Raw genomic sequence first — 19,399 nt, forward strand, 5'->3', positions numbered from 1 at the left:
CAGCGACATGGACAAGGCAAAAGTCACGCTCCCGAGTGATCACGAAGTGAAGGTGACGCGGTCCTTCAAGGCGCCCCGGCAGCTGGTGTATCGGGCCTGGACCACTCCGGCTCTCGTGCAGCGCTGGTTGCTCGGTCCGCCGGGCTGGACCATGCCGGTGTGTGAGATGGACGTGCGGGTTGGCGGCAAGTTCCGCTGGCGTTGGCGCAGCGACTCCGACGGCAGCGAATTCGGCTTCACCGGTGAGTTCCTCGAGGTCGAGGCACCCGCGCGGCTCGTCCACACCGAGGCCTATGACCCGGGCAGTGTCGGAGGAAACATGGGCGGTGAGGCGCGCGTCGAGGTGGAGTTCACCGAACAAGGCGGCATCACGACCCACACGACGCTCATCGTCTACCAGTCGAAAGCGGACCGCGATGCGGCGGTCGGGACGGGCATGACCGATGGCATGGAAATGAGCTACGCCGGCCTCGACGCGCTGCTCGTCGAGCTCTCGTGAACGGGTGACGCCACCGAGCGCGAGCAGCGACCCGGGAGCAGCGGATCTCGGTAGTGGAGGCCCGGACGCTTGGCGCGCCACGTGCGCCGCGGTCGCGACCAGTGGTGCCTGCCTGCACTCGCCGCCGTGCACCGCACCGGGCCGGAGCGGCCGCGTTCTCCAGCTGACGGTCCCTCAGCGCACGTACCCGACCAAGCTCTCCTCTTTCACGTTTGGCAACGCCGGACACGTAACGTCGAGCCAGTGGAAGTGGCGCTGCGCAGAGGTGTTGTAACAGCGTCGCAGGGGGCGGGCCGCGTGGCTGCTCGGGCTTTTGGCCACGTAGCCGAGCGGACCGACGACCGTCGTGCCTTCGCAGCTGGGGTCGAGGGAAAAGAAGTTGGACACACCGGTGAAACACCGCGTGAGCAGCGCGCGCTCGGGACCCGCGCTGGCAAAGAGCTCGAAGGGAACGTCGGCGTTTGTCATCGGGCCACCGCCGCAGAGCTGTGGGTTGCCGAGCAAGGGAGTGCAGACCTCTTCCCACGCCCCGGTCGCGACCAGAGTATCCCGCTCGTTCGTGCCGGTGCTGAGCACATGCTGAGTCGTCATGCCGTTGGACGGATCTTTCTCGCGCAAGCTCCGGATCAACACCAGCTCGGGGTCCATGGCGCAGCAACTCTCGCCGCTGGTTCCGGCCACGCTGCAGCTTCCTTGCCGATAGACTCGGAGGCAGGAGCGCATCAGCTGATAGTAGAAGTCCCCGTATTCGACGCTGGGCTCGATGTCGCGGACGTACTCCGCGCCGTACGGATCGACCCAGAGTGAGACGCCGCTCGAGTCGTACACGCCCATGCTCTTGCGCAGGTTTCCCATCGTGGCGGGGTGAGGGTTGGGTTGCGGCTGGGCGATCAGCTCGTTCCAGCTGTTGATGAGCAGGTAGTCGGGGGCGGCCTGAAACGCGTGGGCGAACTGCCGCTTCAGGGTCACGCCCCCGCGCTTGCCGGCGGCGTGAAATGGCAGACTCGCGTACGAGAGCTGGTAGCTCGAGCTCACCGACAGCACGGAGCCGATGGGGGTCTGTTTGGCGAAACCCTGATCGCACGCCGCTTGAGGCTCCACGATGGTGGTCCAGCTCCCGGCTACCTCGCAGGGCTGCATCCAGGACGCGACCCCAGAGTCCAGCTTCTGTTTGAGAGCAACCCCCACATCCGCACTGCAACCACGTCGTTCGCGCCGCCAGCGCCTTCGCTGTCTTGTTTGCCGGAGTCCGTCGTCAGCGTGTCCACCAAGAACACGACCTTCTTGCCGGTCTTCTGGTCGCGGAGCACGAGCTCGGCGTTCTGAGCCTCGTGATAGATGCGAGACACCTCCTCGTAGACCATGGGCCCGCTCTTGTCCGGCGCCGGCACCCAGGCGGCGATCTGCGGCGTCATGATGCCGGCAGCGCGCGCCGCCGCCCACTCCTCGAACAAGACCTCCAACGGGCGTACCCCGAGCACGTCGGCAAACGGAGACATGCCCTGCAAGTTGGTGAGGTCTACGTAGACGAAGTCGACGCCAGCCTGCCACAGCTGGGTGGCGTGGGTGCGCAAGACCTTCTCGAGGTTGGTGCCGTCAGCGACGTAGTTCGGCTCGGGGTAGGCGGCGTCACCGGGCCGTTTGCGGTAGATGTGATAGAAGCCGAGCTCGGGCTGAATGTGATAGCGAAACCCCGCCGCTTGTTCGGCGAGGGCCGGCGTCGGCAGGAGCACGTCGAAGCTCGGGTTGGGGCTCTTGATCACGTCCTCGACCGTGAGGCGCTGTGCGGCCGGGAGTTGCGCGATGGTGTCGGCGGCGAAGGCGTGCCAGGCCAGGTAGAAGATGCCAACCCGCCGCGCGGGGTAGGTGTGACAGATGTTACCGACACAAACGCCCGCGCAGCTCGCGTCGCAGGGCGGCCCATCGGTGGTGTCGACGCTCGCGTCGCTGACCGCGTCCGCACCGGCGTCTGCTGCGGACGTCCCACCGGTCGCCGATTGGTCGGCCTGAGCATCCGCGCCGGCGGACCCTCCGGTCCCGTGCGCGGGCGCACTGGAATCGGACTCGCCGCACGCGACGAACGCGCCAACGACGAGGCTCAAGGGGAACGCCCAACACCACGGGATGGAAGGGGCCACTGCCGTGAGCATATCCCGTGCTTACCTGAACCTGAACAAGGCCGGAGCAGTGAGCGACCCCTCCGCTCTACCGACCAAACTTTACTCGCGCAAGATCGAGTTGGCGCTCGAGTCCCAAGGATTTGACCCACTTTCCCACATACGCGTCATCGAGGGCGTCCCCTTGCACACGGAGGATACCGGCTGCGTCCTCGAGCTGCCGCTCCGACTCGGTGAGCTTCGCCCACTCGAGCTTGGCGATCAGAACGTCCTCCGCTGTAGCCACGGCAATCTCGGAGTCTCCGAGCCTGGCGACGGTCCTTCGCTCGAATTCCTCCCTACTGAACGGCCGCGACTTTCTGATGATGAAGTCGATCTTCCAGGCGCTGGCGAAGTCCACCACGTTGAAGAGCGACTCGGTGGAATACGCTTGAAGGGCGGCGTCGCGACTGACGTAGTACTCCTCCGCCGGCAAGAGATTCAGGAATCGCTGGAGCGTCCCGAGCACCGGGGCGATGACGAAATCCACGTCCTGGCTCGCGCGGGGGGCCCCGTGAAACCCGCTCGCAAACGAGCCAGTCAGCATGTACGGAATGCCCGCCGTCTCGAGCAACTCCACCACTCTCGCGATGATCTGCTCAGGGCCGTCGTTCGAAGCCATACAGCTCCCGGAGCAGCTCGGCGGACAACTCCGGCTCGTCGAGGTCGGTGTGCTTGGATGCGATGCGTCGTCGAGCCATGTCACGGAGAGCCTGGCTCATGCGACATGCAAGGCGAAATCGCCCGACGCCGCCCAGCTTCCGCTGAGCGAGCGTCTGAACGCGAAGCGCTTCGGGTGAGGTGTCGCGCACCGAGCAAGGAATCTAGCCCCCAACCGGTTCTGGTCCAAGGGGACTCGTTGAACCAGTCTGACCGCTCTCTGCCGTCGGTGCTGCGCACTGGCTGAAACACGGGGCCCGCCGCCGCCGCGGCGAGCGGCCTGCTCGCCGTTTCGGACCCGTTCGCACCCCACCCCCGACCATTGTAGACTTCGCCTCTGATGGTCGTCCGCGTAGTGGAAGACGGCGCGTACTTCTACGTGCACGAGCCCGACGGCGGAAGCTTCTGCCCGGAGCGGGCGCGCATCGTCACCCCCTCCGGCAAGGTCGTCAGTCGACGCCGCCACGGCTACGCCGCCCGCGTCGAGGTGATCGACGAGACGGCTTCGGAGCTCCCGGTCGCGACCTTGCTCCGAGCGGCAGCTGCGGTCGGACGCGCCGTCGAACGCCGCGACGATGCACTCACCCGCACGTTCCGAGCGCATCTCGTCGGCGCCGGCCCGGAACGAATCGAGCTCGATGCCGACGGCGCTGTCTCGGTGCGGCTCGACGGGCCGAGCATCGCAGCCGCCCCCGTCCACCACCCAATCGACGCGCGGGTCGCCGCGCTCATGTTGGGTGAGCAGCCGGCAAGTCCCACGCGGCTCCAGCCTCCCCTCCCCGCACACCCCGCCCGCCGAGTGTTGTTCTTCGAGTCGCTGATGAACTCGGACATGCCGCACAACGACTGCGAGCTGTCCCAGGGTGTGCTGCACATGGCCAGCACCCTCGCCGGCACCGCCACCGAAGTCGCGCTCGCCAACGTGAAGATGTCCATCGTCGGCGCCGAGCGACCGGTGGTCGGCCTCGACGGCCTGACCCGGGTGCTCGGCGAAGGGCCGATCGATCTGGTGTGCATCACGCTGCTCGAGGGCTACTTCGAGGGCGTCGTCGGTTTGATCGCGGAGCTTCGCCGGCTCGGCTGTCGCGCCCATGTGGCCGTCGGTGGGGTCATGCCGACGCTCACCCCGGAGCACGTGGCCTGTCACCTCCCAGACGTGACCTTCGTCTGCCGCGGTGCCGGGGAGTACTTCGTGCCACGGCTCGCGGCCATCGTTGGTGCCGAAAGCCACATCGACGTTCCGCTGACACCCGGCCAGCGTGCCGCGCTCCTCAGCATGGACGGCATGCTCGTCGTCGATCGCGCTGGCCGCTCACTGCTCGCCGGCAACCCCGACAAGACCGTGGAGGTCGACTCGCTCGATCGGGTGTCCGTCAATCTCGGGCTGCTCGAGCGCCGGCACCTGGAGCAGGGCGTCGAGCTCTCTACCTCCCGGGGCTGCATCCACAAGTGCAGCTTCTGTTCGATCATCGGTCGCCAGAGCTACCAAGCGCGCAGTTCCGGCGGCACCCTGGAGCTGCTCGGGCGCTACGCGGAACACTACGCGGAGCTGTTTGGGCCCGACGTGCCGGGCAACGCCTTCCGCATCCACATCAGCGACGACGACTTCGCGTGTGATCGCGAGCGAGCCCGGGAGTTCTTGCAAGGCATCCTCGCCACACGCTTTCGGCTCTCGTCGGTTCAGGTTTCCGTCGCCGATCTCTGCAAACGCGTCGGCAAACAGCTGATGCCGGAGCCCGACCTGCGTTTGGTCGACGCCATCCGGCCCGAGTGTTTCGCCGATTCGACCGCGAACATTCCGGAGCGAGACTGGGTTCTGGATCACAAGACCCGCGCCTGGAGTGCGTTCCTGCAGATCGGGGTCGAGACCTTCAGCGACCGCGAGCTCGACCGGCTGGGCAAGGGCTACGGCCGCGAGCACATCCGCGCCATCGTCGACGCCCTCGCGGCGCGGCGCATTCACGTCGATGCGTATCTGATCATGGCCAACTCGAGCACCACGGCCACCGACCTCGTCGACTCGCTGGAAGAGCTGTGCCGGCTGAAGCTCCTCCACCCGAAGTTCTTCCACGTGCGCTTCCCCGTCGTGCCCCGCCTCGTCTCGTATTTCCCGTCGGCCAGCCATCGCCGCTTGGTGCGCCGAGGGGATGACGACGCTTTCGCGGTGCGTCGGCTCGCCAGTGTTCCGCACCACCCGGAGCTCGACTACCCCTTCGTGGACGCCGACGTACCGGCCGATGACTGGGTGCGCGCGGTGGCTCCCGGCGTGCTCTCCGACGGCTCCCTCTACACGAAGTCCCTCGAGGTGCTTCGCGAGCGTTTCTCCGAGCTCGCGGCCGAGAGCGCCGCGCTCCCGCCGGAACGCGAACGCCTGTTGCGCCGCCTCGATGACATGCCTCGGCGCCTCGCCTTCGAGACGTTGAGTCGCAACATCGAGGCCGGGAACCGTGCCTCCGTGGAGACGGCATCCGAGGTGCTGGGCCCCAAGAAAGAATGGGTGAAGGCCTACCGACGCTACGCCTCCGAGACGCCGGCGCGACTCGTGGTGATCCCGACCTGGCAGTGTGAGCTGCGCTGCGTCTACTGCTACATCCCCAAGCAGGACGGCCGCGTCATGAGCCGAGAGACGCTCACACGCTCGATCGAGTTTCTGCTGAGCAGCGAGCGGCAGGAGGTCATGCTCCAGTTCTTCGGCGGCGAAGCGCTGGTCGAGTGGGATCTGGTCCGCCAGGGCATCGAGTACGGCGTCCGCCGCGCGCGGGAGCTCGGCAAGACCATCTCGTTCATCGTCAGCTCCAACGGCTGGTCTCTGGACGCTGAAAAGCTCGCGTGGCTCCGCAACTACCCGGTGAAGCTCGAGCTCTCCCTGGACGGCGCGCGTGAGACGCAGAATCTGGCCAGGCCGTCTCGGCTGCCGATGCTCGACTCGTACGACAACGGCATCGCCCCCCGCGCGCGCGCGATCCTCGAGAGCGGTCTCCCCAACGAGGTCATCATGGTGGTGGTCCCGAGGCACGTCGCGAAGCTGTCGGAGAGTTTCTTTCACATCGTGGATCTCGGCTTCCGGCGCGTGCAGATCAACTTTGCCCTCGGGGTCACCTGGCGAGACGAGCACAAGCGGCTGTTTGCCCAGGGGCTGCACCAGATTGGACGCGAGCTCGAAGCGCGCTGGTCCCGCGGGGAAGACGTGATGCTGGTGAACCTGGAAGGTGCGGCGTACCCAGTGCGCCTCAATGGGGAGGTCACCGTCGACTACGACGGCACCCTCTACGCGGGGAACGGGTTCCTCCACGAGAACGAGCACAAACAAAAGCTCGTCCGAGGTCGACTGGACGACTACCGCTCGTTCGATCGTTATTTCATGGATGCCCTGGACAACGACCGTCTGATCGAGCTCGGCTATCCACCCGACGTGGCGGCGAACAACTGGGAAGTCGGGAAAGTCTTCGCGAGCTTCGTGCGGCACATGCGTTCGGGTAGGGAAATCCCTCACTTTCCCGCCATCCCGTTTGCTCAACCTGCGGCGTCGGGATACTCTTAGCGAGTCTTTGCCAGGGAGACGGCATGCAACGACGTGCGTTCATCGAGGGTGTGCTCGCAAGTGGAGCAGTGGCGACGGTCGGAGAGGCCGCGGCCGCGAAACCCAAGCGAAAAGCTGCGGCGACCGTCGCTAGACCCGAGTCCGAGCCCGAGACGAAGGCCGAGCCAACGGCTGAAGTTACGCCGCCGGAACCGACGGAGGTCGAACACGTCTGGGCGCTTCTGGCGCCGCTCACACAAGGCGCGGGCATCGGGCTCGGCTGGGCCGTGCTCGGGCTGACCGGTGTGAGTCGAGGCGCCGCGGTGCTCACGCTGGTGAACGAGGCAGGAGAGCAGGCGCGCGTGCACCTGTGCCGTCGCAGCCCGGACTCCCGCCCTATCGCACACAGCGAGACCGTCGACTTGTTCCTGATGAACAGCGGCGACGGTAGCGTGGGCACCGACGAGACCCTCGGCCGCGTCCTCAACGTCCTATCGAGCGTGCTCCGCCACAACGAGAAGAACGGCGCGGGCGCCAGCGAAGCCATGCTCTCGCACGAGGCGCGGTTGGCCTTCTTCCGCAGCGAACGCGCACTGGTCTGAGCGAAAAATGACCGACGAAAAAAGCGAGACCCGCGACCAGGGCGCGGACACAGTCGACTTCACCTTCCAGCTGTCCGAGCGAGAGATCAGCTTCGACATCGACGAAGACCTGTACGCCTCGGATGCCATCTACAGCGCGTCGTACCTGTTCATCGACCGCTGCTACGTATTTCTGGCACGTCCGTCGGAGCGCAAGGTCCGGGTGCGGCTGCGCTCGAAGGGCGAGCAAACCGAGGCGGAAATGGAGGCCCTGGCCGGGGAGTTCGCCAACGAGCTCCTGAACAGCCAGCTGCGCTTCCGCATTGGCCGCGCCACCGCGCCGATCCGCGAGCACTACATGGCGCGAGCGTTCTTCGGCCGCGAGCAAAACGCCACGATTGCGGAGCTCTTGGCCGAGCTCGACGCTGAGGAGTTAGCGGAAGAGCCGCTGGAGATCCCGGTGCCGTGGGAAGCCGGGCGGGAAAAGGCGTCGGATGGCTGAGCGGCTGGTGTTTTCTGCGTCCCTGTACGCGCCGGAGGCCGTGAAACAAGCGGCCGCCGCCTTCGAACACCTGGGCAAGATCACGCTCGAGCAACAAGACGACGCACTGGTTCTCGAGATGACTGAAGCCGACCCGGAAGTGGCGGACGTGCTGCTCGACGAGCTCGCGAATCACGCCCTGGCCCTCACCGTGCAGAGTCGGAGCTGAGCCATGGGGGAGCGGAAACTGAGCGTCGTTCGCCTGCCTCTGGCCGAGGACAAACTCTCGTTTTTTCGCTACGGCGACGTCGGCGACAAGAAGATCATCACGAACGACACCGGTGCCTTTCATTTCCTGGACCAGGAGACATTCGCGGATTTCCTGGCGGGTCGCATCGGCGCCGACCACGCCGAGTTCCGCGCCCTATCCGAGAAGGGGTTCCTGCGACAGGGCCTCGATCTCGAGCGGGTTGCCACGCAGATCCGTCGCAAGAAGCGCTTCGTGGGGCAAGGCCCCCACCTGCACATCGTGATCACGACGCTGCGCTGCAATCAGAGCTGCAAGTACTGCCACGCTTCGCGCACCAACATGGATCGGGTCGACACCGACATGTCGCTCGAGACCGCGAAGAAGGTCGTCGACCACGCGATGCAGAGCACGTCGCCCTACATCAATTTCGAGTTTCAAGGTGGTGAGCCGACGGTGAACATGGCCGCCTTGCGTTTCATCGTCGAGTACAGCCGCGAGAAGAACAAGTACGAGAAGAAGGATCTCGAACACTCCTTGGTCACCAACATGACCTACATGACCGAGGAGAACGCGGAGTGGCTGATCGACAACGACGTGATGGTGTGCACGAGCCTGGACGGCCCCGAGGAGCTGCACAACTGGAACCGGACCTGGCGGCAGGGCTCGAACGCCTACGAGAACGTGCGCAAGTGGATCGCCTACTTCAACCGGCGCTACATCGAAAAGGGCCGTGACCCCGAGCGCTGGCACGTGGACGCGCTGATGACGACGTCCCGCAAGACCTTCGACCACTGGAAAGAGGTGGTGGACCTCTACGTCGAGCTCGGCATGCGGACCATCTTCCTGCGGCCCCTCAACCCCTACGGCTTTGCCCTCGATACCTGGAAGCGCATCGGCTACAGCGCCGACGAGTACCTCGCGTTCTACAAGAGGGCCTTCGAGTACATCGTGGACCTGAACCTGCGCGGCACCGAGATCTGCGAGGGGACGGCGTCGGTGTTCCTGTCCAAGATGCTGACCCTGGACGATCCCAACTTCGTCGACATTCGCTCACCCTGCGGCGCCGGAACGGGACAGGTCGCGTACAACTACGACGGGAAGGTCTTCACGTGCGACGAGGCCCGCATGACCTCGGCCATGGGCAACGACGCCTTCCAGATCGGCCAGGTCGGAGCCTCGACCTACGAAGAGGTCCACGCCCACCCCACGGTCAAAGCCCTCGCGGTGGCCTCACTGCAGGACTCTTTGCCGCACTGCGACACCTGCTGGAACAAGCCTTTTTGCGGGGTTTGTCCCATGCACAACTACATGTCGAACGGCGACATCTTCGGCCAGAGACCGAACTCGTCGAAGTGCAAAGAACATTATACAATTGCCTCGATGCTGCTCGACCGCCTGGCCAACGACCAGGACGGAAAGATCGAGCGGATCTTTCGGCGATGGACCTTGACCCGCCCGCGCGAGCCGAGCGGCAGTTGCGCAGTTTGAAGGGGTGACCGGCATGAAGAAAGACAAGCTTCCCAAGCTGAACAAGAAACCCGCCGACTTCATGCAACCTGACGAACAGCGTCAGGCGAACGAGCCCAAGAGCACGTCCGACTTGCTGTCGCGTGCCGACGCGCGCCTGGAAGGCATCGAGGGCATCGACCGCGGGTTCGCCGCGCACGCCTCGCACGCCTCGCATGGCTCACACGGCTCACACGGCTCGCATGGCTCGCATGGCTCACATGGTTCGCACGGCTCTCACGGTTCGCACGGTTCCCATGGCTCCCATGGTCAGTGGTGAACCAGCTAGTCCTGACCGTCACCCGCCGCTGCAACCTCCGCTGTAGTTACTGCCCGACCGCGAAGGACGGTTACCCTTCGCTCGACGAGACCGACGCGCTGCGGGCGCTCGCGCTGTTCAGCGATCGTTTTGGTGGCGGGGACGTGAAGCTCTTTGGCGGCGAGCCGCTTCTGGTTCCCGAGGTCGTGTGTGCCGTGCTGGCACACAGCCAGAACGACCCCAAGATCCGCCGGGTCTACCTGTCCACCAATGGGCTCGGCCTCGACCGCGAGTTTCTCGCGACTCTGCGCGCTCACGACAAAGTGGTGCTGACGATCTCGATGGACGGCCGCCCCGAAGATCACCGCCGCTCCCGCAGAGCCCTCTCGGGTGTGCCGGACGCGTACGATCACGTCGTCGCGCTGTTGCCTGAGCTCCGGAACACGCCACGGGTCGTCGTCACCCAGACCATCGCCCCGAGCACCGCCGCCGCCGCGCACGAGAACTTCTCCCATCTCGTCGGGCTCGGCTTCACCCGCTTCAACTTCCTGCCCGGGTACTTCTTGCCCTGGCGCAGAGAGCAGCTCGCCGCGCTCGACGCGAGCTTCGACGCGATCAAGACCAGCATCGTCGCACGCTGGCGGGGCGGCGCGAGGCTGTACGTGCGGAACTTGTTCACCTGGGCGCCGACTCCGTTCTTCAACACCGGCGTCGTCGTCGACTCGGACGGCAGCATTCACCCGAACAACCTTGGCCTCTCGGGAGCGCTCGACGAGCTCTTGCCTCAGACTCGCGTGGGCACTCTCGATGACCCGCCCACACCGGAGGCGCTCGCCGAAAAGTCCCAGCTCGTCAATCGCCTGCTCGAGGAGAACCTTCCGCCGAACGTCTGGAGCTCCACCCGGTTGGTGGACGCTTCGCTCACGCGTTTCTGCCGTGGTCTCTACCCCGAGTTCCTCGCGCATCGCTCTCGGAGGCGCGCTGCATGACCCACTTGCCGGTCGTGCAGACAGGGCCCGCTCGCGAAGAGACACCCTGGATCGGTCCGAACGGCGAACGCATGGCGCGCCTGGAGCTGCACCTCACCTACACGTGCCCCGAGCGCTGTGTGTTCTGCTCCGAAGAGCACCGCATGCAGGCATACCGGCGCTACCCGGTGACCTGGGCCCGCGTCGCCACCGTGCTGCGCATGCACGCCAGCCGTGGGGTCAAGAGTGTGCACCTGACCGGTGGCGAGCCGACCATCTTCCCGGACTTCGTGGACGTACTCCGCCTGGCGAAGAAGCTCGGCATGCGCACCTCCGTCGGCACCATCGGCACGCGCCTGTCGGACCCGGAATTTGCGCAGGCCGCCCTGCCCCACCTGGACGAAGCGCTGTTCTCGCTCCACGCTCCGAACGCGGCGCTTCATGACGAGCTGGCCGGGCGCGCCGGCAGCTTCGATCAGGTCGTAGCCGCGATCGAGACTGCGCTGAGACTGCGCCCGGACTTTGGTGCCTACGTGAACACGGTGGTCACTCGCAAGAACCTGGAAGCCCTCGGCGACACCGTCGCTCTGGCCGATCGGCTGGGCGCAAAGCTCATCGTCATCTCCAACGTCACTCCCGAGGGCAACGGGCTCGATCGCTACACGGAGCTCGCAGCGCCCCTCGCGGAGCTGGCGCGGGTGCTGCCGACGGTGCCTGCGCGAGCGCCGCGGGCGATCCTGCGCTTCTTCGGGACCCCGATGTGTGTGCTCGGAGAGCACGGCATGCTCTCCAATGATCTGCACTGGGATCCCCGTGTCACCGTCGAGTGGCAGACGCTCCCAGGGAAAGTGACCTTCGACGGCATCTACTCGTGGACGCCGGACCGCAAGCGGGTCCACGTTGACGCTTGCCGGCGGTGCGAGCTGAACCAAGTCTGCATGGGGGTGTTCGATCGTTACGCCGAGCTGTTCCCCACGGACGCGCTCCGGCCAAGAGAGGCACCGTGAGCCAGGTCAAGAGCTCGCTGCGCGATCTGCGCAAGAACGTCGAGATCAACGTCGGCAAGTCCTGCAACAACAAGTGTGTCTTTTGCCTCGACGGCATGCCCAGCAAAGAGGACAAACGCTTCATCCCGTTCGACGAGATGAAACGGGAGCTCGAGCGCTGGCGAGCCGAAGGCCACGAATCGGTGGGGTTCCTCGGCGGGGAGCCCACGACCTACCCGAGCATCGTGCAGTCCATCGCCCATGCGAAGGCCCTCGGTTTCACCCGCATCGCCATCGCGACCAACGCAATGATGCTGCGGCGCCCCAAGTTCACCGACGAGCTGCTCGATGCCGGGCTGACCCGTGTGACCATCTCGATGCACGGTCACACCGCCCCGCTCGAGGACAAACTCACGGCAGTGCCGGGTGGGTTCGAGAAAAAGAAGCTGGCCATCTCGATCCTGCAAGACCGCCGAAAACACGGTGCGCTCGTGGACGGCGTCTCGGTCAACCTGGTGCTCAACGGCTGGAACTATCGGCATCTGCCCAAGATGATGCGGTTCTTCTTCGACGATCAGGGGCTCGACGACTTCCGGGTCAACTTCGTGCGCTCGGAGGGCTACGCAGAGAACAACCCCGACCTCACGCCCACCTTCAGCGAGGTCGTGCCCATCTTGATGAAGGCAGTGCTCTTGAACGAGTACCACTTCAAGAAGACCTTCACCTTCGGCGGCATGCCCCTGTGTGTCTTGCCCGGGGAGTTCTTGAACAGCAAGAACCTGCTCCGGAAGTACGTCGGCGACATCTACCGAGATCTGTCGACGGACTGCTCGATTCGCAACGAGGGCACGGATCTCGGGGTCGCCCGGGTCGAAGACCGGCGCGCGCGGTTCAACTGGCAGGACCGGAAACGCTTCGATCTGAAGCGACACCTCGACGCCTGCACGGGCTGCGCCCTCACGGAAACCTGCGAGGGGGTCTGGCACGGGTACCTGGACATCTACGGCGGCAGCGAGGTCTCGACCCTGACTGTGGAGCAAGGCCGGCTCGCGCGGCGGCTACCGCTCGCGACCGACAAACCGCGCCCCCTCGCTCAGGTGCCCGCGAACCCCCACCCGGTTCGCCTCACCCTGCTGCATGACGTGTGAGCCGCGGCGCCGAGGTCTCGCTCGGCACCACTCGCAAGCAGCCGGGCTCAGTACTTGCCGTTCGACAGCTCGAGTGAGTAGGGCGCGCACGCCGGCGATCCCACGCTCGAGATCTTGACGTAGAAGGTGGCGCCGTCGTTGCTGCAGGTGTTCTTGCCCGCCACCGGCGTGCCGGTACAGTCGCCCTGCCCACACGGCAGTGGACCACCAGAACATCCCGTGTTCGTGGTGGGGAAGTCGACCTTCCAGTCCGTATTCTGGGCCTCACCGCTCGCGAGTTGAGCGCCGCCGCTGCCCGGGCATCCAGAGCGATACACTTCCATCCGATAGACGTTGCCGGGATTGGTGAGGAAACGGATGTCCACGTGGAACTCGTCGCCCGCCGTGTCCGCATCGTCCGTCGCGTTGAAGCTGTACCAAATCTCCCGACCCGCCACCGGCACGTTGCCTTGCACCGTCACGGTCGCCGCCGAGACATCCGCAAGGTTGCCCATGTTGATGGCGCCCCCGCAGCTCGTACCCTGGCCGATCACGGGCTGAGCCAGACACTCGCAACCATCGCTGAACGTGCCGTTCAAATTGTAGTAGTTGGCGGTGCAACTCTGGACCTCGCACCCGAGAGACCCGTTGCAGGTGCTTGCCGACACATGAGCCCCGTTGGGGCACAGAATGTTGATGGGGACTTCCGACTGATCGATGACGACGTTGCAATTGTTGTCCTTGCCGTCGCAGATCTCGGCGTTGCCCGGGTACATCTTGTTGTCGTTGTCGTTGCAGTCCGCGCAGGCGGGTGAGCCGTCTCCGTCCTTGTCATTTTCTCCGCCCGACGCGCTGGTCGCGGCGTTGCAGTCGTTGTCCTTGCCGTCGCACTTCTCGGGATTGCCCGGGAATCGGTCGGGATCGGCGTCGTCGCAGTCGATGCACGACGCGGAACCGTCACCGTCGGCGTCAGCTTCACCACCCGGGAAATTGGCGCCGCTCTTGCAGTCGTTGTCCTTGCCGTCGCACTTCTCGGTGTTGCCCGGGTAGTTGTTCTTGTCGTTGTCGTCGCAGTCTTCACACGTGGGAGAGCCGTCCCCGTCGCCGTCCGTCTCACCGCCCGCCGCTTCGGTCGCCGGGTTGCAGTCGTTGTCTTTGCCGTCGCAGATCTCCGGATTACCCGGGAACATGTCCTTGTCTTTGTCGTTGCAGTCCTTGCAGGCGATCGACCCGTCGCCGTCGCTGTCGCCCTCGCCACCCGGGAAAGAGGCGGAGCCGTCGCAGTCGTTGTCCTTCCCGTCACAAACCTCCGCAGCACCCGGGTAGACCGACTTGTCCTTGTCGTCGCACTCCTTGCACGCGGGAAATCCGTCGCCGTCGGAGTCGTTGTACCCAGTCGCGCCGTCGCAGTTGTAGTCGTTCGGGTCGTCGCAGTTGTTCTCGAGCGCGCCCGGATGGTACGCCGGGTCGGCGTCGTTACAGTCGCCGGTCTTGTCACCGTAGCCTTGAGGTTGTTTGCAGGCCTTGATCGACTTGCTCGATACCCCGAAGCCGTCGCCGTCCTTGTCCTCGTAATAGGTCTTGGCGTCGGTCGCGTCCTCCTCGTCGATCTTGCCGTCGCAGTCGTTGTCCTTGCCGTCACAAACCTCTGGCTCGACTGGGCCGCAGCTGCTGCCGTCGCCGCCGCCGTCCTTGTTCCCGGTGCCGCCACCGCCGTCGGTATTGCCACTGCCACCGCTGCCACCGGCACCGGACTTGCCGCCGTTGGAGCTCACGGCTTCTTCGCCGCTTGCGCAGGAGAACGTGAGGCCGGCACAGGTCAAGAGGCCCACCAGGACCAAACCAAAACGGAGCGTTCGAACTCTCACGCAGCACCTCGCGAACTTGCCGCCGAACCCACGGCAGCCTGACCCAGATACTATCACTTGAAGAGCGTTCGGGCCGTCGCGGTGGTAAACTCTGGGTGGTTTCGGTGCGCAAGTTCAGCTTCCCCCTGAGTTCTGCCCTGTCCTCGTCGCCGCGAGCGCGCCGTGCTCGAGGTAGGTGGTTGTGCGCTCTGGTCCTCCTGACTTGGCCGTTCGCCGCTTGCGGCAGCAGCGCAGATGCCCCGCCCGGAGGTGAAGGCGGCAGCGGCGGCAGCGGCGGCACTTCCGGGGTCGGCGGTGTTCCCGACGGCGGCGGCGGCATCGTGGTCGGCGGCACTGCGGGCACGGGCGGCGGCATCAACTTCGATGCCGGGAAGTGCCCACGATGCTCCGACGACCTGCATCAGATCGTCGCCTGCGATGGCAGCGTCGTGAAAGCGTGCCTCGGGACCGAGGGCTGCGACGTCTCGACGGTGACCTGCAAGGATGCGTGTGAGGCCGCCCGCAACGTCAAGCGCTCCATTGGCTGTGAGTACTACTCGGTCTTCATGGATCAGCTCGAGGCCGACGCGTGTTTCGCCGTGTTCGTCGCGAACACCTGGAACCAGGCGGCGCACATCCAGGTCGAGTACGACGGCAAGAACATACCGGTCGATCAGATCGGCTATCTACCCATCGGCAAGGGGCCCTCGCTCGCCTACGTTCCGCTCGGAACCGATGGAATTTCGCCCGACAAGGTCGCGATCTTGTTTCTGGCCGGACCCGACGGAGTGCCGTCCAAAGACAACCCCGTGTGTCCGAAACCAAGCGCCGTTCCGAGTGGCGCAATGCTGTTCAACGCGACGGGCAAGGGCAAAGCATTCCGAATTACCTCGGACGTGCCCGTCGTTGCCTATCAGATCAACCCGTTCGGCGGCGGCAGCGCGGCCACGGCCGGCGCGTCGCTGCTGCTTCCCACCAGCGCGTGGGACACCAACTACCTGGCGATCCACGCCTACAACGCCGGGCCTCAGCTGACGTCGCTCAACATCGTGGCCAAAGAGCCGACCACGGTGAAGATTCTTCCCAAGAAGCCCATCGTCGGCGGCGGCGGTCTCTTGGGTGGCCAGGTCGGATTCCCCTACAGCGTGAGCCTCGCCGCCGGGGAGCACGTGCAGTTCACCCAGCTCGACTCGCTGGAGGGCAGCACCGTGCAGTCCGACAAGCCGGTGGGGTTCTTCGCGGGCGCACGCTGCTCGCAGATCCCGTACAACGTCTACGCCTGTGACCACCTAGAGCAGATGATTCCGCCCATCCAGGCACTGGGCAGTGAATACGTGGGGGTGTCGTACAAACCGCGCAGTGGCGAGCCGGCGTACTGGCGCATGCAGGGCGTCGTGGACGGGACCGAGCTGAAGTGGTCGAGTGACATCGGCGGTCCTGCCACCCTCTCGCAGGGGCAGAGTGTGGAGTTCGTGACCCAGTTCCCGTTCGTGGTCTCGAGCCAAGACGCGGACCACCCGTTCTTGCTGATGGCACACATGACGGGCGGAAACACCAGCAACATGGGCGGCATCGGCGACGCCGACTCGGTGCTCTCGGTTCCGCCGTCCCAGTATTTGACCAGCTACGTGTTCTTCACCGACCCGACCTATCCGGTCACGAATCTCGTCGTCGTGCGCGCGCCGACCGACGGCAAGTTCGAGGATGTCACCCTCGACTGCTCGTTCTATCCACTCAAGGATTGGAAGCCCGTCGGAGACTACGAGTACACCCGCGTGGATCTGACCACGGACGATTTCGCGAACGTGGGCCCTTGCTCGACGGGCGCTCGCAAGATGGAAAGCAAGGGGCGCTTCGGAGTCTGGGTCTGGGGTTGGGGCTCGCCGCAGACCTCTTCGTTCACCTCCTACGTTTCCTACGGCTATCCAGCGGGGATGAACGCGGAGCTCATCAACAAGGTCGTCGTCAACGTGCCCAAGTGAGCGGGCGCGGACGGTTGCGGCCGGTCGCGCGCTGGGGTTAGCGTTGTCGGCAGGAGGAGGCGCTCATGCAGGACCAACGCGACGGACGAGACGGGCGGGACGGCGGTGACAGAGCCCCGAAAGACGGCGGGCAATCGGGGCAGCGCGGAGGGCCGCAGGGGACCGAGTTCTTGGAGCTCGAGCTCAGTCGCATGCTCCTCTCGCGTGCAGCGGACGTTGCCAAGGAAGCGGCGATCGACCTCCTGCGCGAGGCCGTCCGCGAGCGGCTGCGCGAACGGATCGGAGACAAACTTGCCGCCATCGGGCACCTCGCCGCCGATGAGCTCGCCGAGGACGTGGCCGCGAACCTGGAGATCGAGGCCCGCATCGCCGCGCGCATGGATCGCGCTGCCAACGTCGGAGGCCGACTCCGAGCCGTCATGGCCGAGACCCACAAACCCTTCGCAGACCTGCCGCGTGCGCCCGCCAAGAAAAGCGCGGGGCGGGGCCGAAGGCGCAAGAGCACGTGATGCAAGGGCTCCGGCCCAGACGAGCGGCGGAGTAGGGCGAGCCCGAGGCGACCGTGCGCGTCGACATTCGAACCGGGTATGGGTGCCAGAACCGCTGCTGGTTTTGTCCGCAAGGAAACCTGCGCGCGACCTGGCCAAGTGCAAGCATCAGCGAGCTCAGAGAGCGGGTCCGCGCTGCGCGAGCACTCGGCGATCAACTGGTGCTCTCCGGCGGCGAGCCAACACTCCACCCGGACCTCTTGCCTCTGGTCCGCTTCGCGCACGGGCTGGGCTTCCGCGAGATCGAGCTGCAGACCAACGGGCGCCTGCTGGCGTCCAAGGCCGCCGCCACTGCTCTCCTCGACGCCGGCGTCTCCCAGGTTTCCCCTGCGCTGCACGGCGACAGCGCAAGGCTGCACGACGCGCTGACCCGGGAGCCGGGCTCCTTTCGTGAGACCGTCGCGGCCATCCGCGCGCTCGGCAAGACGGGCATTCGTGTCGTCGTACACACGTTGATCCTCGCCCCGAACCTGGCGCGCCTGCCGCGCGTCGCGGAGCTCGCGAGCGCCCTGGGTGCATCGGCAATGCACCTCGGGCTGGTCAATACGGTGGGCGATGTCGAACATGCGTTCGACGAGCTCGTGCCTCACCTCTCACAGCTTCCACCCATGCTCGAGCGGACAGTGAGGGTCAGAGAGCGCCTCGGGCTGTCGCTCACGCTGGATGGCATTCCACCCTGCGTCGCAGGCGAGCACGCCGCGCTCTCGAGCGACGCCGACGACTCCACGACAGTGCACGACGTGCCGGTTGACGCCGCGCAGCCGCTCGCGGCGAGTCGGCGACGGCGCCAGGGTCCGATCTGCGAGAGCTGCGCGGCGCGCGGGCACTGCCCCGGGATCTGGAGCCTGTACGCAGCCCGCCGCGGCTTCGACGAGCTCGTGCCGCTGTCGTCGTACCAACACACGCCGGTCCGCGAGGACGGCGCGGCGCGCGCCGATCGTCCACTGTCGGAGCTCGCTCATCGACACCTAGACGTGATCGCCGGATCGGCCGCCCAGACGATTGGTGTCGAACACGACCGGGAACGAGACGTGCTCAGCATCGTGATCCGCACGCCTTGCAACAATCGCTGTGACTTCTGCACGACGCGCATCATGCACGAGGAGACCGCGACCGCCTGGGACACGGTCGACGAAGCGGCGAACGTGCTCACGACAACGGAGCGCTATCGGCAGCTCGGCGCACGACGAGCGGTCTTTGTTGCCATGGAACCGCTGGAGCACCCACAGATCTGCGAGATCGTCCGCGGCTGCCGGGCGCAAGGCTACTCGGAGGTCGAGCTCTGGACGAACGCCCGCCGCCTGCATGACCCAGCATTCGCCCGGGCGCTCGTCGACGCCGGGGTCACTCAGCTGCGGGTTCCGTTCTTCGGTGCAACCGCCAGCGTTCACGATCGCGTGACGACCAAGGTTGGCTCGTTCGACGAGTCCGTCGCCGGCATCCGAAACATCCGCGCGGCCGGCCTCAGCCACGAGTGTGTGAGCCTCTGCTACCTGCTCGTGAGGAAGAACCATCACGAGCTGGTGGACTTCCTTTCGCTGGCCGAGCGCGAGGAGCTCGGCTCAGTCGTCGACTACGACATCGGAGCTCCATCGAGCGCCGACCTGCGTTTCTACGAGCCGATCGCCATGCGACTCGAGGACGTGGCCCGGGAGCTGTCGACCCGTCTTGCCTCGGCGCCCGAACATCGCCAGTTCGTGCTCAATCGGGTCCGCCGCTGGCTGCCCCCGTGCGTGGCGCTCCGTCACTTCGGCCCGGAGATCGTGGCTCAGTACCCAGCGCGCGCGCCCGGCCGCCAGCTCGCCATTCGCATGGTCAATGCAGCCGAGGGCGCTGAGACAGGCGCTGGACGAGGCGGCGAGAAGAAGGTCCGTGTGGCCTGCGACCGGCGCGCGGACTGTGCCGCCGGCGAGGTCTGCCCGGGGTATTTTTCACACTACGTCGAGCTGCACGGACACACGGAATTCGAGCCGCTCCCGCCGGCTGCCTGGACGGCCGGAGCCGCCCGACAAGACTGAGCCCCTTCGTA

18 protein-coding genes are annotated in these 19,399 nt (G+C 65.7%); 13 read left to right on the plus strand and 5 right to left on the minus strand.

Annotation, left to right across the window (positions count from 1 at the left end; all coding sequences use genetic code 11):
- The first annotated feature begins 7 nt into the window (after window positions 1-7).
- The gene (locus IPI67_04685) at window positions 8-499 is read left to right on the plus strand and encodes an SRPBCC family protein (GenBank protein MBK7579485.1); all 492 of its coding nucleotides are present in this window, start codon (window positions 8-10) and stop codon (window positions 497-499) included.
- 174 nt (window positions 500-673) lie between these two features.
- Here IPI67_04685 and IPI67_04690 read toward each other — a convergent pair whose 3' ends face one another.
- The 4 genes from IPI67_04690 to IPI67_04705 form a co-directional block, all read right to left on the minus strand.
- Window positions 674-1,639: a hypothetical protein gene (locus tag IPI67_04690; protein ID MBK7579486.1), complete on the minus strand. Its 966-nt coding sequence runs from the start codon at window positions 1,637-1,639 to the stop codon at window positions 674-676.
- Window positions 1,621-2,601, minus strand: a complete 981-nt coding sequence (locus tag IPI67_04695; protein ID MBK7579487.1) for a hypothetical protein — start codon at window positions 2,599-2,601, stop codon at window positions 1,621-1,623. Before IPI67_04695 ends, IPI67_04690 begins: the two co-directional genes overlap by 19 nt.
- Window positions 2,602-2,704: 103 nt before the next feature.
- Window positions 2,705-3,277 carry a hypothetical protein gene (locus IPI67_04700; GenBank protein MBK7579488.1) on the minus strand — a complete coding sequence of 191 codons (573 nt, stop codon included), beginning with the start codon at window positions 3,275-3,277 and terminating at the stop codon, window positions 2,705-2,707.
- Entirely contained in the window at window positions 3,255-3,467 is a 213-nt protein-coding gene (locus IPI67_04705) for a hypothetical protein (protein MBK7579489.1), read from the minus strand. The genes IPI67_04700 and IPI67_04705 overlap by 23 nt, the downstream gene beginning before the upstream one ends.
- Before the next feature lie 188 nt (window positions 3,468-3,655).
- On the opposite strand from IPI67_04705, the gene IPI67_04710 reads away from it, so the two are divergent.
- From IPI67_04710 to IPI67_04750, 9 genes are read left to right on the plus strand one after another with little or no spacing between them, the layout of a single operon-like run.
- Window positions 3,656-6,856 (plus strand): radical SAM protein, encoded by a 3,201-nt coding sequence (locus tag IPI67_04710; protein ID MBK7579490.1) that lies wholly within the window; start codon window positions 3,656-3,658, stop codon window positions 6,854-6,856.
- Window positions 6,857-6,879: 23 nt separating this feature from the next.
- Window positions 6,880-7,437, plus strand: a complete 558-nt coding sequence (locus IPI67_04715; GenBank protein MBK7579491.1) for a hypothetical protein — start codon at window positions 6,880-6,882, stop codon at window positions 7,435-7,437.
- Between the two features lie 7 nt (window positions 7,438-7,444).
- Complete coding sequence (hxsD, locus tag IPI67_04720) at window positions 7,445-7,918, plus strand: His-Xaa-Ser system protein HxsD (protein ID MBK7579492.1); 474 nt, start codon at window positions 7,445-7,447, stop codon at window positions 7,916-7,918.
- Window positions 7,911-8,126: a hypothetical protein gene (locus IPI67_04725; GenBank protein ID MBK7579493.1), complete on the plus strand. Its 216-nt coding sequence runs from the start codon at window positions 7,911-7,913 to the stop codon at window positions 8,124-8,126. Before hxsD ends, IPI67_04725 begins: the two co-directional genes overlap by 8 nt.
- Window positions 8,127-8,129: 3 nt before the next feature.
- Complete coding sequence (hxsB, locus tag IPI67_04730; protein MBK7579494.1) at window positions 8,130-9,635, plus strand: His-Xaa-Ser system radical SAM maturase HxsB; 1,506 nt, start codon at window positions 8,130-8,132, stop codon at window positions 9,633-9,635.
- Between the two features lie 13 nt (window positions 9,636-9,648).
- The gene (locus tag IPI67_04735; protein ID MBK7579495.1) at window positions 9,649-9,933 is read left to right on the plus strand and encodes a hypothetical protein; all 285 of its coding nucleotides are present in this window, start codon (window positions 9,649-9,651) and stop codon (window positions 9,931-9,933) included.
- Window positions 9,930-10,901: a radical SAM protein gene (locus IPI67_04740; GenBank protein MBK7579496.1), complete on the plus strand. Its 972-nt coding sequence runs from the start codon at window positions 9,930-9,932 to the stop codon at window positions 10,899-10,901. The genes IPI67_04735 and IPI67_04740 overlap by 4 nt, the downstream gene beginning before the upstream one ends.
- Entirely contained in the window at window positions 10,898-11,887 is a 990-nt protein-coding gene (locus tag IPI67_04745; protein MBK7579497.1) for a radical SAM protein, read from the plus strand. Before IPI67_04740 ends, IPI67_04745 begins: the two co-directional genes overlap by 4 nt.
- The gene (locus IPI67_04750; protein ID MBK7579498.1) at window positions 11,884-13,014 is read left to right on the plus strand and encodes a radical SAM protein; all 1,131 of its coding nucleotides are present in this window, start codon (window positions 11,884-11,886) and stop codon (window positions 13,012-13,014) included. Before IPI67_04745 ends, IPI67_04750 begins: the two co-directional genes overlap by 4 nt.
- Before the next feature lie 47 nt (window positions 13,015-13,061).
- On the opposite strand, the gene IPI67_04755 is transcribed toward IPI67_04750, so the two are convergent.
- A complete protein-coding gene (locus IPI67_04755; GenBank protein ID MBK7579499.1) occupies window positions 13,062-14,861 on the minus strand; it encodes a putative metal-binding motif-containing protein in 1,800 nt (599 codons plus the stop codon).
- A 179-nt stretch (window positions 14,862-15,040) separates the two neighbouring features.
- On the opposite strand from IPI67_04755, the gene IPI67_04760 reads away from it, so the two are divergent.
- The 3 genes from IPI67_04760 (at window position 15,041) to IPI67_04770 (ending at window position 19,388) form a co-directional block, all read left to right on the plus strand.
- Window positions 15,041-16,822, plus strand: coding sequence for an IgGFc-binding protein (locus tag IPI67_04760; protein ID MBK7579500.1), 1,782 nt, complete (start codon window positions 15,041-15,043; stop codon window positions 16,820-16,822).
- 65 nt (window positions 16,823-16,887) lie between these two features.
- Window positions 16,888-17,331, plus strand: coding sequence for a hypothetical protein (locus tag IPI67_04765; GenBank protein ID MBK7579501.1), 444 nt, complete (start codon window positions 16,888-16,890; stop codon window positions 17,329-17,331).
- Window positions 17,332-17,384: 53 nt separating this feature from the next.
- Entirely contained in the window at window positions 17,385-19,388 is a 2,004-nt protein-coding gene (locus tag IPI67_04770) for a radical SAM protein (protein ID MBK7579502.1), read from the plus strand.
- Window positions 19,389-19,399: the final 11 nt, after the last annotated feature.

Source organism: Myxococcales bacterium (genome assembly GCA_016706225.1).
Classification (GTDB): domain Bacteria; phylum Myxococcota_A; class Polyangia; order Polyangiales; family Polyangiaceae; genus JADJKB01.

Excerpts from the sequence above, each read along its gene's own strand:
- IPI67_04685 (MBK7579485.1), top strand. The coding sequence starts at position 8 with ATGGACAAGGCAAAAGTCACGCTCCCGAGTGATCACGAAGTGAAGGTG.
- IPI67_04690 (MBK7579486.1), bottom strand. The coding sequence starts at position 1,639 with ATGCAGCCCTGCGAGGTAGCCGGGAGCTGGACCACCATCGTGGAGCCT.
- IPI67_04700 (MBK7579488.1), bottom strand. The coding sequence starts at position 3,277 with ATGGCTTCGAACGACGGCCCTGAGCAGATCATCGCGAGAGTGGTGGAG.
- IPI67_04710 (MBK7579490.1), top strand. The coding sequence starts at position 3,656 with ATGGTCGTCCGCGTAGTGGAAGACGGCGCGTACTTCTACGTGCACGAG.
- IPI67_04715 (MBK7579491.1), top strand. The coding sequence starts at position 6,880 with ATGCAACGACGTGCGTTCATCGAGGGTGTGCTCGCAAGTGGAGCAGTG.
- hxsD (MBK7579492.1), top strand. The coding sequence starts at position 7,445 with ATGACCGACGAAAAAAGCGAGACCCGCGACCAGGGCGCGGACACAGTC.
- IPI67_04725 (MBK7579493.1), top strand. The coding sequence starts at position 7,911 with ATGGCTGAGCGGCTGGTGTTTTCTGCGTCCCTGTACGCGCCGGAGGCC.
- hxsB (MBK7579494.1), top strand. The coding sequence starts at position 8,130 with ATGGGGGAGCGGAAACTGAGCGTCGTTCGCCTGCCTCTGGCCGAGGAC.
- IPI67_04735 (MBK7579495.1), top strand. The coding sequence starts at position 9,649 with ATGAAGAAAGACAAGCTTCCCAAGCTGAACAAGAAACCCGCCGACTTC.
- IPI67_04745 (MBK7579497.1), top strand. The coding sequence starts at position 10,898 with ATGACCCACTTGCCGGTCGTGCAGACAGGGCCCGCTCGCGAAGAGACA.
- IPI67_04765 (MBK7579501.1), top strand. The coding sequence starts at position 16,888 with ATGCAGGACCAACGCGACGGACGAGACGGGCGGGACGGCGGTGACAGA.